This window comes from Acinetobacter sp. 129952, assembly GCF_056642055.1.
This window is the reverse complement of the sequence record NZ_JBWVSU010000003.1, coordinates 195170-210751: the sequence shown is the minus strand read 5'-3', so window position 1 is coordinate 210751 and position 15582 is coordinate 195170. Positions and strand designations below refer to the sequence as shown.

Sequence of the window (15582 nt, the reverse complement as noted above, 5' to 3'; positions counted from 1 at the left end):
CGTGTCTCAATATACGGCTCAATCTCTTGAAGTTTTATCTGGTCTGGATCCGGTCCGTCGTCGTCCGGGCATGTATACCGATACTTCTCGTCCCAACCATTTGGCACAGGAAGTGATTGATAATGCTGTCGATGAGGCACTGGCAGGACATGCCAACAAGATTACCGTCACGGTCTATAAAGATGGTTCTTTATCAGTCGAAGACAATGGCCGTGGGATGCCGGTGGATATTCACCCTGAATACGGCCAGAGCGGTATTGAAATTATCATGACCAAACTGCATGCCGGCGGTAAGTTCAGCACCGATAACTACCAGTTTTCCGGTGGTTTGCATGGCGTCGGGATTTCAGTGGTCAATGCGCTTTCGACCCGGGTAGAGGTTGAAGTTCAGCGTCAGGGCAATCTGTATAAAATGGCCTTTGAAAATGGCGAACCGGTTGCACCGCTTGAAGTGCTGGCAGGTAAGGCACCGAAACGGGTATCAGGAACTACGGTACAATTCTGGCCTGAAGCCAAATATTTTGATTCGCCTAAATTTGCCTTAAAAGCGTTAAAACATAATCTCAAAGCCAAAGCTGTTTTGGCGGCGGGTTTACAGATCAATTATGTTGATCAGATCAATGATGAAAAGATTACCTGGCAGTTTGAAAATGGTCTGGTCGACTATTTGATGGACGAGCTGGAAGACCGTGAAATTATTCCGGCACCGGCTTTTGTCGCCACAGGTGACGCAGAGCGCGCCAGCGCAGAATTTGCGATTTGCTGGAATGTCGAAGGCGGAGAAAGCGTCCAGGAATCTTATGTCAACCTGATTCCGACCGCACAGGGCGGAACCCATGTGAACGGTCTGCGTTCAGGCGTGACTGATGCGATGCGTGAGTTCTGTGAACTGCGGAATTTGCTGCCACGGAATATGAAACTCTCTGTCGAAGATGTCTGGGACGGAGTTAACTATATCCTATCATTGAAATTTCAGGAGCCGCAGTTCTCGGGTCAGACTAAAGAACGTCTATCGAGCCGTGAAGCAGCAGGGATTGTGCAGAATATTGCCAAAGATGCCTTTGCACTGTGGTTGAACCAGAATTCTGACATCGCCATGCAACTGGCAGAAATGGCCATTTCTAAAGCCGGTCGCCGTTTAAAAGCTGCGAAAAAAGTGGAACGTAAAAAGATTGTGGCAGGTCCAACCTTGCCGGGTAAATTGTCTGACTGTGTAGGCCATGATCTGGATCAGTCAGAACTGTTTATTGTGGAAGGGGATTCTGCGGGTGGTTCGGCCAAGCAGGCGCGTGATAAGAACTTCCAGGCGATTATGCCAATTCGTGGCAAGATCCTGAATACTTGGGAAGTCTCTTCTGATGAAGTATTAGCATCTCAGGAAGTACACAACATCGCGATTGCGATTGGCGTTGATCCGGGTTCGGATGATTTATCGGAGCTGCGTTATGGCAAGATCTGTATTCTGGCCGATGCCGACTCGGATGGTCTGCATATTGCCACTTTGCTGTGTGCCTTGTTTGTAAAGCATTTTTCTACACTGGTCGAGGAAGGGCATTTATTTGTAGCGATGCCGCCATTATTCCGTATTGATGACAATAAAGATGTGCACTACGCTTTGGATGAAGATGAGCTGAATAGCATCCTGAAAAAATGCAAAACCAAGAATCCGCAAATTACCCGATTCAAGGGGCTGGGCGAGATGAATGCCAGCCAGTTACGTGAAACCACACTTGATCCAAACACGCGCCGTCTGGTGCAACTAGATCTGGATGATGCTCATCATACTGCAGGTTTATTGGATAAACTTTTGGCGAAAAAACGTGCCAGTGACCGTAAAGACTGGTTAGAACAAAAAGGTAATCTGGCAGATTTGGTGGTTTAAACTATCGAATTTAAGCAATAAAAAATCCCGCAAGCGCGGGATTTTTTTGTTTTAAAACAGTGCAAAAATTACTCAAGATGCTGCACTTTATTTGTACATCATCTTCTATCTCACTTCTGCTATGTTTTCATTGCTCTTTGCGCGACCTACTTAGAGTTAAGCTCGGATACAGCATTTAAATACAGGTTTAATTCTTTTTAGTATTACTAAATTCATGATTCATAATACGAATAATGAGATCAGTTAAATTAATTTTTTTTATTTTTTGAAGCCTTGGCACAGAAATTGAATCACTCCATCCAGATGTACAACAAGACAAGCATGAAAAATGCACCATTATAAAGTTTGGAGAAAAATCTGATGTTCCAACGCAATTTATTTTCAAAAAGTATTTTAGCCGCAACCATGGCAGGGGCTGTTGCATTAACGGGATGTTCAAAATCTGCTGAAAAAGCAGAAGCCCCGGCCGCAGAAAGCAAAGTCGCAGACAGCGGCGACACGATTAAAGTCGGGATCCTGCATTCATTGTCAGGCACGATGGCAATTTCTGAGACCTCACTGAAAGACACGGCCTTAATGGCGATTAAGGAAATCAATGACAAGGGTGGGGTACTGGGTAAGAAACTGGAACCGGTGGTGGTCGATCCGGCATCAGACTGGCCACTCTTTGCAGAGCAAGCACGGCAGTTGATTACCCAAGACAAAGTTGCGGTAATTTTTGGTGCATGGACATCGGTATCGCGTAAATCTGTTTTGCCCGTTGTTGAAGAACTCAATAGTTTATTGTTCTATCCAGTACAGTATGAAGGCCAGGAACAATCAAAAAATATTTTTTATACCGGTGCTGCACCAAACCAACAAGCCATTCCTGCGGTGGAATACTTGATGAGTGAGGAAGGGGGTAAGGCTGAGCGTTTTGTATTGCTCGGTACGGACTATGTGTACCCACGGACCACCAACCAGATTTTACGTGCTTTCTTAAAGTCTAAAGGTGTGGCTGATGCGGACATCATGGAAGAGTACACTCCATTTGGTCACAGCAACTATCAAACCATTGTCGGCAATGTGAAGAAATTTGCAGCGGGTAAAAAGACCGCGGTGATCTCGACCATCAATGGCGACTCGAATGTGCCGTTCTACCGTGAACTGGGTAATCAGGGCATTAAAGCTTCTGATATTCCAGTGATGGCGTTCTCGGTGGGTGAAGAAGAACTGCGTGGTATTGATACCAAGCCATTGGTCGGTCATTTGGCGTCATGGAACTATTTCATGTCAGTGAAGAATCCGGTCAATACTGAATTCACTAAAAAGATGAAGCAATACGCGGTTGAATTTAAATTACCGAATGTCGATAAGCTAGTCACCAATGATCCAATGGAAGCGACCTATGTCGGTATCAACATGTGGAAGCAAGCCGTTGAAAAAGCAGGTTCTACAGAGGTCGATAAAGTCCGTGAAGCGATGGCAGGTCAGGAATTCAAAGCACCATCGGGCTATACCCTAAAAATGGATGCAAGTAACCATCACTTACACAAGCCAGTCATGATTGGCCAGATTCGTGGTGATGGTCAGTTTGATGTGGTCTACAAAACATCTCAAACTATTCAAGCAGAGCCTTGGAGCCCGTACATTCCTAAATAATACCTATCTTTTGCCTGCTACAGCCGTAGCAGGCATCCTCTGATTTTTTTCTTACTCTCCACGGAAAACTTCCAATGGAATAGGGGTGTATATAATGAATATTCGTGTGAATATCGCCACTATTTTTCTGTTGTGTATACAAATATTTTGTATGCAAATGGCAACAGCAGAAACCTCTTTACAACACAATAATTCAACCATAGCGATACAACCACAAGATGCGATTCAGCAATTTGTGCAAGGTGATTTTGCTCAACGTCGTGCTTTACTCAATCAATGGCCAGGCAGTATTGAACAGTTAGATCAGCTTGCAGAATATGTTGAAAACGACCAGCTTTATAGCGATTCTCAAGGACAAACCTATATTTTAGAAGCCGATGATCAGTTGCTCAGTTATCCAAGTTTAGATGCTGTTGCAGATTGGCCAAGCGACCTTGCACAAGTCACTTTGGTGAATACCTTGCGTAAAGCATTGACCTTTGGTTTGGCACAAAGCAAGTTGAAGTCGGATGATGCCTCTGAGCGTTTAGAAGCGATTGATATTTATGAAAGCAATCTTGCGGAACTTGATATAGCACATATCAATGCGCTGTATTTAAAAGAACAAAACAATAAAGTCAAAGCCCGTTTGGCACAACTGAAAGCGCGTCTGGATTATGAAAACTCAGATGTGCTCGTCAAAATTCAAGCCGCAAAAATTTTACAAGATTCTAATCGTCCTGATGTCTTGGCGATGATCGACAATGAGTTGTCACAGCCGACTATCCATCCTGAGCTGAAAGCGGCTTTGCTTGAAGCGAAAAACAGTATTAAAACCCGGATTCAAGCCAGTGAATGGACTGGGCATTTATTTTCAGGGCTGAGTACTGCGAGTATTTTACTGCTTGCAGCACTCGGTTTAGCCATTACTTATGGTTTGCTCGGTGTCATCAATATGGCGCATGGTGAGCTCATTATGATTGGCGCCTATACTACTTATGTGGTGCAAAGTCTGTTTAAAAGCTATTTGGGTAGCTATGTCGAGTGGTACTTAATCGCCGCGATTCCTGCGGCATTCTTGGTGAGTGGACTGATCGGTATGTTGATTGAACGTACCGTGATTCGTCCATTATACGGTCGTCAACTTGAAACCTTGCTTGCAACCTTTGGGGTCAGCCTGATTTTGATGCAATTGGTACGCATGACTTTTGGTGCGCAAAATGTCGAAGTGTCGAATATTTCGTGGCTATCAGGCGGGATCTCCATTACCCCAAGTTTAATGCTGCCGTATAACCGTATTGCGATTATTGTCTTCACCATTGCAGTGCTTTTGTTGTTGGTTTACCTACTGAATAAAACCCGTTTTGGTTTGTTTGTACGTGCGGTGACGCAAAACCGTCAAATGGCACAAGCCGTTGGTATTCGTTCAAGCCGTATCGACATGATGGCCTTTGGTTTAGGTTCAGGTTTGGCCGGTTTAGCGGGCTGTGCTTTGGCACAAGTGGGTAACGTCGGGCCGGATTTAGGGCAAAACTACATTATTGATGCCTTCTTGGTGGTGGTTGTCGGTGGTGTAGGTCAGGTGTGGGGTGCAGTCCTTGCAGCGCTTGGTCTAGGTATTAGTGGTACCGCCTTGGAAATTGGCATTGGTGCGGTACTGGCAAAAATTGTTCTCTTGGTGCTTGTGATTTTGTTTATTCAAAAACGTCCACAAGGTTTGTTTGCCATCAAAGGCCGTTTTGTGGAGTAAGCACATGAAGATTACACAATTATTATCCGACAAACCGCATAGTGGCATTGCGATTGCCGTATGCTTTGCCATTTTATTGGCATTGCCATGGTTACACCTGTTACCTGCCGATTCAACCCTGCATTTATCTGCGTATTGGGTCACCTTGATTGGCAAAATCATGTGTTTGGCTCTGGTCGCTTTGGCACTGGATTTAGTTTGGGGCTATGCCGGAATTTTAAGTTTAGGACATGGTTTGTACTTTGCCCTTGGCGGTTATGCCTTTGGGATGTACTTAATGCGCCAGTCTGCAGGGGATGGCATTCCTGACTTTATGCGCTTCCTTAGTTGGACGGAAGTGCCATGGTTTTGGGTCGGTACGGAATACTTCCTTTGGTCATTGGTATTGGTAGTATTAGTGCCGGGCATCATCGCCTTTATTTTCGGCTTCTTTGCCTTCCGTTCCAAAATTAAAGGCGTGTATTTCTCGATTATTACCCAAGCTATGACTTTTGCCGCTGCATTACTTTTCTTCCGTAATGAAACCGGCTTTGGTGGCAACAACGGCTTTACCGGTTTTAAAACCATTTTAGGCCTGGACATTACCTCGGCATCGATGCGGGCAAGTTTGTGCTTTATCACCGCTTTGGTATTGTTGCTGTGCTTTATTGGTTTACGTCATTTAATGAATAAACCTTATGGCCGTGTACTCGGTGCAATTCGTGACAGCGAAAACCGTCTGCAATATTTGGGCTACCGTACCTTGTGGTACAAGCTCTCGGCATGGGTGCTATCTGCGGTGATTGCAGGCATAGCAGGGGCGTTATATGTACCACAAGCTGGCATTATTAACCCAAGTGAAATGAACCCGGTGAACTCGATTGAAATGGCGGTGTGGGTGGCAGCGGGTGGTCGTGGCACACTGATTGGACCACTGATTGGTGCAGGTCTCATTAATGGTGTGAAGACCTACTTTACTTCGGCTTATCCGGAAGCATGGCTACTTATTTTGGGTGCGCTATTTATTGTGGTGACCATTTTCTTACCGAAAGGCATTATTGGTCTGTTTGACCGTTTTAAAAAGGAGCGTAGCGAATGAGCGAGGTCCTACAACCGCATGGTGGTCATGCCACTGAAGGCTATGGTCGTCCTAAAGAACAAGGCGCGGACTTTACCCACGGTATTGCACTGTATTTAGAAAAAGTCAGCGTCTGGTTTGATGCTTTTCGTGCCTTAAATGATTTGTCGCTCTACATTGAAGAAGGGGAATTACGCTGCATCATCGGGCCGAACGGGGCAGGTAAAACCACCCTCATGGATGTGATTACCGGTAAAACGCGACCAACCGAAGGCACAGCATTTTTTGGGCAAAACTACGATTTAGCCAAAATGAGTACCGAGCAAATTGCTGAAGCAGGCATTGGACGTAAATTCCAAAAACCGACGGTGTTTGAAAATTTCAGCGTCATGGAAAATCTGCTTCTAGCAGCACCCAAAGACAAGCGCGTGAAAAAGAGTTTCTTTAGCAAACTCGATCCCGATGCCCAAAATGCCCTGGATGAATCACTTGCGCAAATTCGTCTGCAAGAGTTCATTAATAAACCTGCTGGCTTGCTGTCGCATGGTCAAAAGCAATGGTTAGAAATCGGCATGTTGTTGATGCAACGTCCAAAACTGATTTTACTGGATGAACCTGTAGCAGGCATGACCGATGCCGAAACCGAGCGCACGGCGGAGCTGTGTTTAGAACTCAAGAAAAATCACACCCTCGTTGTGGTTGAGCATGACATGAGCTTTATCGATACTATTAGTGAAAAAGTCACGGTATTGGCACAAGGCGCAATTTTAGCAGAAGGCACATTGGCAGAAGTACAAGCCAATGAAGATGTCATTGAAAAGTATTTAGGACGTTAAGGAGACCGTGATGTTAGAAGTCAAAGACGTCAATCAATTTTATGGTGGCAGTCATATTTTACGTGATGTGTCGTTGACTGCACCTGTGGGTGAGTGTTCGGTGGTGCTTGGGCGCAATGGTGTAGGGAAAACCACGCTCCTTAAATGTCTGATGGGTATTTTACCGATTAAATCCGGACAGATTTTGTTGGATGGCAAGGACATTTCGAAACTCAGTCCTGAACAGCGTGTCCGTGCAGGTCTGGCTTATGTGCCCCAAGGTCGAGATATTTTTTCAACTTTAACCGTGGAGGAAAACATCCTCATTGGTATGGCGAAATTTAAAGGCGCAAAGACACGCAAAGTGCCTGAGCATCTCTATGAAATTTTCCCTGTGTTGGATGAAATGAAGCATCGCCGTGGCGGAGATTTGTCTGGTGGTCAGCAGCAGCAGCTTGCCATTGCACGAGCACTTGCTTCTGAACCGCGTGTGCTGATTTTGGATGAACCGACTGAAGGTATTCAGCCATCCATTATTAAAGACATTGGACGGGTGATTCGTAAACTTGCTGATGGTGGTGAGATGGCGATTGTGTTGGTAGAGCAATTCTATGATTTTGCTGAAGAACTTGCTGATGCTTATACCGTGATGGCACGTGGGCAGGTTGTGGCGCACGGTGTGGGCAGTGAAATGCCAGAGAAAGGGATTCGGGAGTTGGTGGCGATCTAAGATCGCCCCGTTATATAATTTATTTTTTTGGATCAAATTCTTTAGTTGGTCTTGATCCTTTATCGGTGGGATCAGGTTCAAATTCATAAGATTGGTTATTTGGTCTTACAATAAATCCTAGATATCCACCAGGTAATGATCTTGCATGTATTCGTCTTCGATTAGAATTACGTCGAGATGTATTTTTTTCACTTTTCTTAGAGTCAGTCACTTGATACCCTCTTGAATTAGAAATAAGTAAAGTTGTACGAAGAAGATAAAACATAAAAGAAAAATGAAAGCTATCGCCGAAAATTTAATCAAATCTTGCGATTTTTGAATCAAGTCTAGACGTAATTTTAATGAGCTTCTATTTTCATTTATGCAATTAGTATATGTGAGGTATATGTGCCAGTAGGCAGCTGCAGGTATTTCATCTTTGGATTTTACTTTATTTTGTATAGATTCGGCTGCTATAGGAAATTTTGATGAATTATGAAAGTTACTTGCCAAATAAAGTTGATACCAAGCACCTGATAAAAAAACGCCTAAAAGAAAAATATTTATTAAAATAAATGGTCCTATAAAAATGGGAGCTTTAGATAAAATAGTTGCGAAAAAAGAAGAGACTACCATTGTAGTAAAGGCAACAATAATTACACTAATTAGTGTAATTTGACGCCCAATTTTTTCATCAAATTTTGTGGATCTGGTAAGTTCAAAATTATATTCATTTTGAGCAATTTCAGCTAAAAACTTATATTTATCGTTAAAGTCTTCTTTTTCCATTTTTCTAAAGTTCATAAATTTATGGTCTTATTTTAAACTATTTTCTATCTCCAAATATATGCCATCCGCCGAGACATTATGGCCAAAACCGCAAGACATTGGATTGTTGCTATTCACTACAATCTGTTGTCCAATTTGAGCGTTAAACTGAAATTTCAAATCAATTTTGCAATCTTCTACGCTGTAATTGGTCTGAGCTTTATTCAGTGGCATGCGGGTTGAAAATTCTCCCATATTTGGTCCATAAATCAGACTGCGCAAACCCATATAGAGTCCATTAAACTCAATCTGGTAGGCATTCGAAGCCCGTTTAACTTCCATCGTATTCCATTGACCAAAACCTGCATAACGAACATATTTTCCTGCAAGACTCTTTGATTTTTCTGGTGCAGGTAACTGTTTTAGATTGAACTGGCTGGCTTTAGCATTCGGGAAAACCGAGAACCAGGCGCGTGCCCATTGCGGCTTTCCAAGCTTGGCATAACTTAAGCCAACATTATTAAACGCCGTGGTGATATCGCGTTCGGAAAAAGCTGTACCACCGCCTTCTACATTCATCGCACAAAAGGATGACCATGCGGCTTGTTGCTCAAATTGCGCTATGGCCTTTTGATATTGTTTTTGGTTGTAGAATTTTTTGCCATTATTTGCGTAGCTTTGCACTTTGCTACAGCCTGAACGGAGCTCTTTTTCAAAGTATGAATCAGCAAAAGTGAGCATACTTAAACTTAAAAGACCAATAGACAATAGAGATTTATACATGGTGTTATTCAGTATGATTTTTAGCTGAATAAAACATAGCCGCTCGTATAAGTAAATAGAACTTGTGCTTATTAAACTGGATAACAACCAAATATCGTGATGGCCAAGTATTAAAAAGCTGAAGAGTAGTGTCCAGAAAGCAGTTCTGGAATAGTTTTAAACTAAGAATGAATCAAGCTTGATCCAGATTGAGTTGTAAGAGTACCAAATCACGCCATTGCCCAAACTTCTGTCCGACTTGCGGCATATAGGCAGTTTGAACGAAGCCCAGTTTTTCATGCAGACGAATCGATGAGTTGTTTTCAGAATCAATCGCCGCGACCATGATATGCAGTTTCTGTACTTGAGCCTGTTCAATTAAATATTGCAATAATTTAGAACCCAAACCTTGCCCTGCATAATCTGGATTTAAAAAGATGGAATGTTCTACCGTCTGTTGAAAGCCCTGAATACTACGAAACTGATCATAACAGGCATAGCCAGCAACGACTTGATTTTGAGTATCTTCAACCACAAAAACCGGGAAATTCTGATTTTTAAGCTGTTTAAACCAGATTTTGAAATAGTTCAAATCAAAGGCTGTTCTGTTCCAGGTCGCAGTACCATAGAGTACTTCCTGATTATAAATCTTGAGGATGGTTTCAAGATCATGTTCGGTCGCAGGTCGAATATCAAAATCAGGCATATTCTTGTTCTAGTAGAGGTGAGCTGAAATCACAGTTTAAAAAAAGCAGAACCGGAGTTCTGCTTTCGATCATACATCAATTAGAAATGATATTTCACAAGTGCGCTGACATTGTTTTCATCTTGATTTTTAAGACCAAACTTATTGTTCCACACTGCATGTTCAACACCGAGGTATAAACGGGTATCTGGAGAAATGTGTTTGCCCGCATTCCATTTCCACTGTGTAGTCCAGTTTAACTCGCTTGCTTGAGCGTCTTTTTCAGCAGTTGACCAATCAAGGAAGCCATCTACAAGAAAATCTTCAGCACCCAGTTTAAATGGCACACCATAGGTAAGCGTCATTTGATAATCGTCTTTATTGCCAAACACTTTTTCATTGTTTGCACGATAAAGATTTAAGCTTGCATATTGAAAGTATGGGATATCAAGGTCAAAGCCCACGCCATATAGGAAGTTATCAGCATTATCTGAACCTTCCCACGTTGTTGAAATAAGCACATCTTTCACTGGACCAAAGGCAAGTTTTTGGCCTGTAACTTCGCTTAAGCTTAAACGTGGTGATAACTCAAAGTACGTACTTTTAACATCATCGCCACCGCGCAGACGATCCATAAAGAAGAATACATCTGCATATTTAACTTTTGCAGCATATTCAACAGTTAAAGTAGTTTGCTGATCGTCTACAACTTCATAGTTTTCACCATAAAGACCTGTAACGCTAAAGTCCTGCCAAACTGGTTTTGCTTGAGCAAATGCTGCAGTTGAAGCCAATGCACAAAGTGCCGCAAGTTGTGTAAATTTCATTTAAATCTATCCCCCCGAGAAAGCAGAATAAGCATACAGATTAATAAGTAAAAATAAAGTTAAAAGTGATCGCTGACTTAAATATATTTCAGTCCTCATCAGTTGAATGCAGACGATCATCTTCCTCAGTTTTCATTGTCTTTCGCTGATGCTTTTCTAAAGCATTATTTTTTTAATAAAGTTGAATATGTAGCGCCTTAAAAGACTGAATGTATAACTAAAAATATAAAATCACTTTAATTTAAGATGATTAACTTAGAAAATCAGTAAAAAATAGGTGGGGATATACAGATTGTTTAGTAATTAATTTGGGCCTGAGGCTGAACAGCTTTGTTCTGTTTGTGTAATGAGGTTAGTTTTAAAATCTCAAATGACGGTCGTTTTATAGGCCTATTTTCGGCATCGTAAAATAAGAGTGATCGGTCTTATATTTCAATTGAAAATCATTTTTGCAGTTTATTATTTTCGAATGACGAAAGAGTATTTTTCCCGGTTCTGCAAAAGCAACTAAACAATGATAAAGCATATGATCTCTTCAGGACTGTAAGGCTGACTAGGCGCTGATCTTATAAGAAAAATTATTAGATAAAAGTGAGCTAATTTTCATAAAAAAATACTTTTAATTTCTTTTTTTTTTAGGTTTTCTGGTCGCGTGTTATTTAAGCGATTTATCGGTCTGGCCAAAAAACATTTCAAATTAAATCGTGTGAAGAGTTGCGCAATTGCCGTTTGAAAAATCCTGCATTTTTGAGCTGAGTAAGCAGTTGTCATAATCGATTATTCTTTTGCTAAAAAACCAAAATATCACTTGCATATTTCCCAGATACAGCCGATATTCAAGATATAAGAACACGATTCTGCAGACTCAAAAATGTGTTCATCATTCAAAATGGAGGGTGTTATTCCAATCATTTGAAGAAGTGAAATGCGATGCGAAACAGCAAGCTACAAACGTGCCAAGATAAAAAATTTTGCACTCAAAAGTTACAAAGATTGAGGATGGTAATATATGAATATTGAACTTCGTACCGATAACCACATTCAGAATAGTGATCGTTTAATTACTTATGTACGGGAAGAATTAAATCAAGAATTCCAGCGCCACAGCGAGCGTATTACCCATTTTTCAGTCCATCTCAGTGATGAAAATGGCGCCAAAGGCGGCGATGACGATATTCGCTGTATGATTGAAGCGCGTCCTGCAGGCTTGAAACCTGTCGTAGTCAATCATCGTGGCCATAATGTCGATACTGCGATCCATGGTGCAATTGACCGACTAAAACGTAGTCTGGAACATGTGATCGAGAAAAAAGACAATGTTCGTCCTGGTGCTCTCGAACTAGCAGACACAGATACTGCGGATATCGAAGAGTAAGCCGAACCGATTTGAAAAAGCCCTGCGGGGCTTTTTTCGTATTAAACAAAAATATAGTTATGAGAAGCACAACAAATCCTGCTTTATTCGGCATAATAGTCGAAAACGAATCAAAGTGAGCTCCATCATGTTAACTGCGCAACAACAGCTTTTTGTGCAAGCACTCGAAGAATTAAATCTGGATCAGGTCAAACGGCTGCTGGCAGATGGACTCAACCCGAATTTTATTGATCATGACAAAGGCCCGGTGATTTCGGTCTGGTCAGATGGCCTGTTTAAATGGTGGGAAGAGGTGTGTGAGCTGTATGAAACCGGTACACCACTTTCAGAAGATGAGAAACAGGCCCGTTTGGCGGTACATTTGCAGATTTTGGAAGAACTGATTCAGGCCAAGGTAAATCTGCATCTGTGGGATGCAGAAGAAATTTATGGCCCGCTCTGGGATGCCGCAAGTGCTGCATGCGCGCCTGCCGTACAGCGTTTACTGGATGAAAAAGTCGATCCAAATAGCAAAGATGAAGATGGCATGACTATTTTATCTTCAATTAGTGATCTATTCTTTGATTGTGATTTTGATGAAATCAACTGGTCAGAAGCTTTAGACGAAGAAAAACAGACGCTAGAGCTGCTTCGCAAGCATGGCGCAAAAATGACCAAAGAACTCAGTTAAATTTTAATAAAGAGCTCCAACATGACAACATTAAAAACCTTGGGTTTGATTGCACTGGCCGGTTGTAGTGCACAGCTTTTCGCAGCAGATTTTGAATTTGATCGACCAGGTGAAGGTCTGAGTACTGGAATTACTCCAGTCGGAAATGTCGCTTGGGAGCAAGGCTTGCCTACAGCGCGTTATAGCAAGTCGGGCGATCAGACCGCGACCACACTCAGTGCAGATATGTTGTTACGTACCGGACTCAGTGATGATCTGGAATTGCGTTTAGGTTGGGCTGGCCCGACTTGGACCCAAGTGAAATCCAATGGCCAGACCGAAGAAGATGATGGTCTGGGCGATGTTAGTATTGGTCTGAAAAAGGCCATTGATTTGGATGATGACAAACTCAGTATGGCTTTGCTGGCCGAAGCCATCATTGCAACAGGCAATGCCGGTTTCACTAATGAAGAAGATATTTACAGCTTGGGTTCTGTCGTGTCGTATCAATATAATGACTTGGTCAGTACCGCATTGACCATGCGTTATGAATGGCAGGACAGCAACTGGGCAGTGTCTGCGATTCCTTCTCTAGGCTACCGCATTACTGATCGCTGGTCAGGTTATTCTGAACTGATTTACCGTAAAGCTGAAAGTGTCAATAATCAATACGCGCTCGGTACCGGGGTTATGTATGCCTTAAACGACCGTGTCCAATTGGATGCGAATGTCGGTGTAGATCTGGATGGTGCAGATCGAAGTTACTTCTCAGGCCTAGGTTTCTCTGTGCTGTTCTAAGTTATTCAACTCACAGATGATGAAATACTCGCAGTTCCCGACCTGGGGGAAAATGCTTGCCCTGGTTATTTTGGGAAGCACCTTGTTCAGCAGTCCTGCTCAGGCGGAAACTGCATTGTTGTCTGCCGAGCAGGCTTTTCCTGTGAGCGTGATCTCCACCAGTCAGCAGCAGGCTGAACTGAGTTGGCAGATTCCAGACAACTATTATCTGTATCAGCATAAAATTGAAGTCCGGCAGGGCAACCAACCGGTGTCGTTTGAGTTGCCACCCGCTGAAGATTTATATGATGATAACTATGGACATACCCAGGTTTATTATCAGCAGTTAAAGTTTCAAATTCCGACTCAGGCGGGGCAATCCTATCAGGTCAGCTGGCAGGGCTGTGCCAAAGACCGGATCTGTTATCCGCCACAAACCATTCAGTTCAAGACCGATTTGTCTGGTCTGGTGCAATTTGAAGCTACCGGATCAGGAACAAAGCGTTTACTCGATCTGAATACTTCATCACTGCAACACAATACCCTATTTAATGCAGCGGACTCCTCAGAATCTACAGCAAATGAAATCTCTGCATCAGCCAACACACAAACTGAACCCTATGCAGCACAAGACCAGAAATGGTCAGCCCAACTGCTTGAACGCTCTTTGGGCTATGGGCTTTTGCTGTTCTTTGGCTTAGGCATTTTACTGGCTTTTACACCGTGTTCCTTGCCGATGTTGCCGATTCTGACCTCGCTGATTGTACGAGATAGTAAAGGCCTGAAAGCCTGGATGATTGCACTGACTTTTGTCAGCAGTATGGCCGCTGTCTATGCAGTACTTGGCCTAATTGCATCTTCGGCCGGCCTGAATTTTCAGCGCTGGTTGCAGCAACCGGGAACCCTGATCGCATTTAGCATCCTGTTTGTCCTATTTGCCCTGAATCTGTTTGGCCTGTTTGAAATCAAACTGCCGCAACGTCTGGTTCATCGTCTGGATCGGGCACAGGCCATGCAACAGGGAGGCGGTCTGGTCAGTGCCGGTGTCATGGGCATGATTTCGGCGCTTCTGGTGGGGCCATGCATGACCGCACCGCTGGCAGGCGCATTATTGTTTATTTCCCAGACGCAAAGTCAGTGGCAGGGAGCTTTACTGCTGTTTACTTTAGGTTTTGGGATGGGCACGCCTTTATTGCTGGCCAGTATTCTGGGTGCACGGATTCTGCCTAAAGCCGGGCATTGGATGAATCAGATCAAAGTGCTCTTTGCCTTTATCATGCTGGCGCTGGCGCTGTATTTTATTCGCCCACTGATTTCAGAAGCCGCTTTACAATGGTTATCCCTAGCTTTGGGTATGACCTTCGTGGCTTATGTGCTGTTCCGGATTTTCTGGCATCGTACCGGTTTGAGATGGCTATATATCCTGTGTCTGGTACTGGCCGTGCCCTATATCGCTTATAGCCAATATCAGCACAGTCAGCGTTTTTTTGTGGAGCAGGCGAGCACAGAAGCCAAGTGGCATGTGGCACGTAGTGCAGCAGAATTTCAGCAGATTTTGGACAGGGCACCACAAGGGCAAAAGATTATTATTGATGTCTACGCCGACTGGTGTGTTGCCTGTCAGCCGATCGAACATCGTATTTTAAAATCTGCAGCGGTACAGCAGGCGCTTGCGCCATATTTCCTGATCAAGCTGGATTTAAGCCAATATAATGTCTCTCATCAAGCGCTGTTAAACCAATGGGAAATTCTCGGGCCGCCGACGTATTTATTCTTGAATGCGCAGCAGCAGGAAATTAGGGGTTTACGTTTAACCGGTGCTTTTAGCGAGGCAGAATTGCTGGCACAGCTGCAAGCACTGGCTCAAAGTGAAAATCCATAATTTAGTTCTTAAAAAAAGCTGAAC

General features: G+C 43.2%; 14 protein-coding genes. 10 read left to right on the top strand and 4 right to left on the bottom strand.

From position 1 onward, the window contains the following. Nucleotide 1 precedes the first annotated feature (1 nt). The 6 genes from parE (at nucleotide 2) to urtE (ending at nucleotide 7854) form a co-directional block, all read left to right on the top strand. Nucleotides 2-1882 (top strand): DNA topoisomerase IV subunit B, encoded by a 1881-nt coding sequence (parE, locus tag AC1IR0_RS05285; RefSeq protein ID WP_409651434.1) that lies wholly within the window; start codon nucleotides 2-4, stop codon nucleotides 1880-1882. Nucleotides 1883-2242: 360 nt separating this feature from the next. Next, a complete protein-coding gene (gene urtA / locus AC1IR0_RS05280) occupies nucleotides 2243-3523 on the top strand; it encodes an urea ABC transporter substrate-binding protein (protein ID WP_004647210.1) in 1281 nt (426 codons plus the stop codon). A 94-nt stretch (nucleotides 3524-3617) separates the two neighbouring features. Further along, on the top strand, nucleotides 3618-5252 hold the full coding sequence (gene urtB, locus AC1IR0_RS05275) for an urea ABC transporter permease subunit UrtB (RefSeq protein WP_409651438.1): 1635 nt from the start codon (nucleotides 3618-3620) through the stop codon (nucleotides 5250-5252). A gap of 4 nt (nucleotides 5253-5256) precedes the next feature. After that, the gene (gene urtC / locus AC1IR0_RS05270; protein ID WP_409651441.1) at nucleotides 5257-6330 is read left to right on the top strand and encodes an urea ABC transporter permease subunit UrtC; all 1074 of its coding nucleotides are present in this window, start codon (nucleotides 5257-5259) and stop codon (nucleotides 6328-6330) included. Beyond that, nucleotides 6327-7145 carry an urea ABC transporter ATP-binding protein UrtD gene (gene urtD, locus AC1IR0_RS05265; RefSeq protein ID WP_409651444.1) on the top strand — a complete coding sequence of 273 codons (819 nt, stop codon included), beginning with the start codon at nucleotides 6327-6329 and terminating at the stop codon, nucleotides 7143-7145. The genes urtC and urtD overlap by 4 nt, the downstream gene beginning before the upstream one ends. 10 nt (nucleotides 7146-7155) lie before the next feature. Next, nucleotides 7156-7854 (top strand): urea ABC transporter ATP-binding subunit UrtE, encoded by a 699-nt coding sequence (gene urtE, locus AC1IR0_RS05260; protein ID WP_409651447.1) that lies wholly within the window; start codon nucleotides 7156-7158, stop codon nucleotides 7852-7854. Nucleotides 7855-8061: 207 nt separating this feature from the next. Here the strand turns inward: urtE and AC1IR0_RS05255 are convergent, their stop codons facing one another. From AC1IR0_RS05255 to AC1IR0_RS05240, 4 genes are all read right to left on the bottom strand, one after another. Then, nucleotides 8062-8622, bottom strand: coding sequence for a hypothetical protein (locus AC1IR0_RS05255; RefSeq protein WP_195725310.1), 561 nt, complete (start codon nucleotides 8620-8622; stop codon nucleotides 8062-8064). 27 nt (nucleotides 8623-8649) lie between these two features. Then, a complete protein-coding gene (locus AC1IR0_RS05250) occupies nucleotides 8650-9384 on the bottom strand; it encodes a hypothetical protein (RefSeq protein ID WP_409651451.1) in 735 nt (244 codons plus the stop codon). Nucleotides 9385-9556: 172 nt separating this feature from the next. Beyond that, nucleotides 9557-10069, bottom strand: coding sequence for a GNAT family N-acetyltransferase (locus AC1IR0_RS05245; protein WP_243474489.1), 513 nt, complete (start codon nucleotides 10067-10069; stop codon nucleotides 9557-9559). An 80-nt stretch (nucleotides 10070-10149) separates the two neighbouring features. After that, complete coding sequence (locus AC1IR0_RS05240) at nucleotides 10150-10875, bottom strand: outer membrane protein OmpK (RefSeq protein WP_409651455.1); 726 nt, start codon at nucleotides 10873-10875, stop codon at nucleotides 10150-10152. A gap of 1009 nt (nucleotides 10876-11884) precedes the next feature. On the opposite strand from AC1IR0_RS05240, the gene AC1IR0_RS05235 reads away from it, so the two are divergent. The 4 genes from AC1IR0_RS05235 to dsbD all read left to right on the top strand — a co-directional run bounded on the left by AC1IR0_RS05235 (nucleotide 11885) and on the right by dsbD (nucleotide 15558). Next, entirely contained in the window at nucleotides 11885-12250 is a 366-nt protein-coding gene (locus AC1IR0_RS05235) for an HPF/RaiA family ribosome-associated protein (RefSeq protein ID WP_004281285.1), read from the top strand. 127 nt (nucleotides 12251-12377) lie between these two features. After that, the gene (locus AC1IR0_RS05230; RefSeq protein WP_409651458.1) at nucleotides 12378-12920 is read left to right on the top strand and encodes an ankyrin repeat domain-containing protein; all 543 of its coding nucleotides are present in this window, start codon (nucleotides 12378-12380) and stop codon (nucleotides 12918-12920) included. A 21-nt stretch (nucleotides 12921-12941) separates the two neighbouring features. Next, nucleotides 12942-13697, top strand: coding sequence for a transporter (locus AC1IR0_RS05225; RefSeq protein ID WP_409651461.1), 756 nt, complete (start codon nucleotides 12942-12944; stop codon nucleotides 13695-13697). A 19-nt stretch (nucleotides 13698-13716) separates the two neighbouring features. Further along, nucleotides 13717-15558 (top strand): protein-disulfide reductase DsbD, encoded by a 1842-nt coding sequence (gene dsbD / locus AC1IR0_RS05220; protein ID WP_005105339.1) that lies wholly within the window; start codon nucleotides 13717-13719, stop codon nucleotides 15556-15558. The last annotated feature ends 24 nt before the right edge of the window (nucleotides 15559-15582 follow it).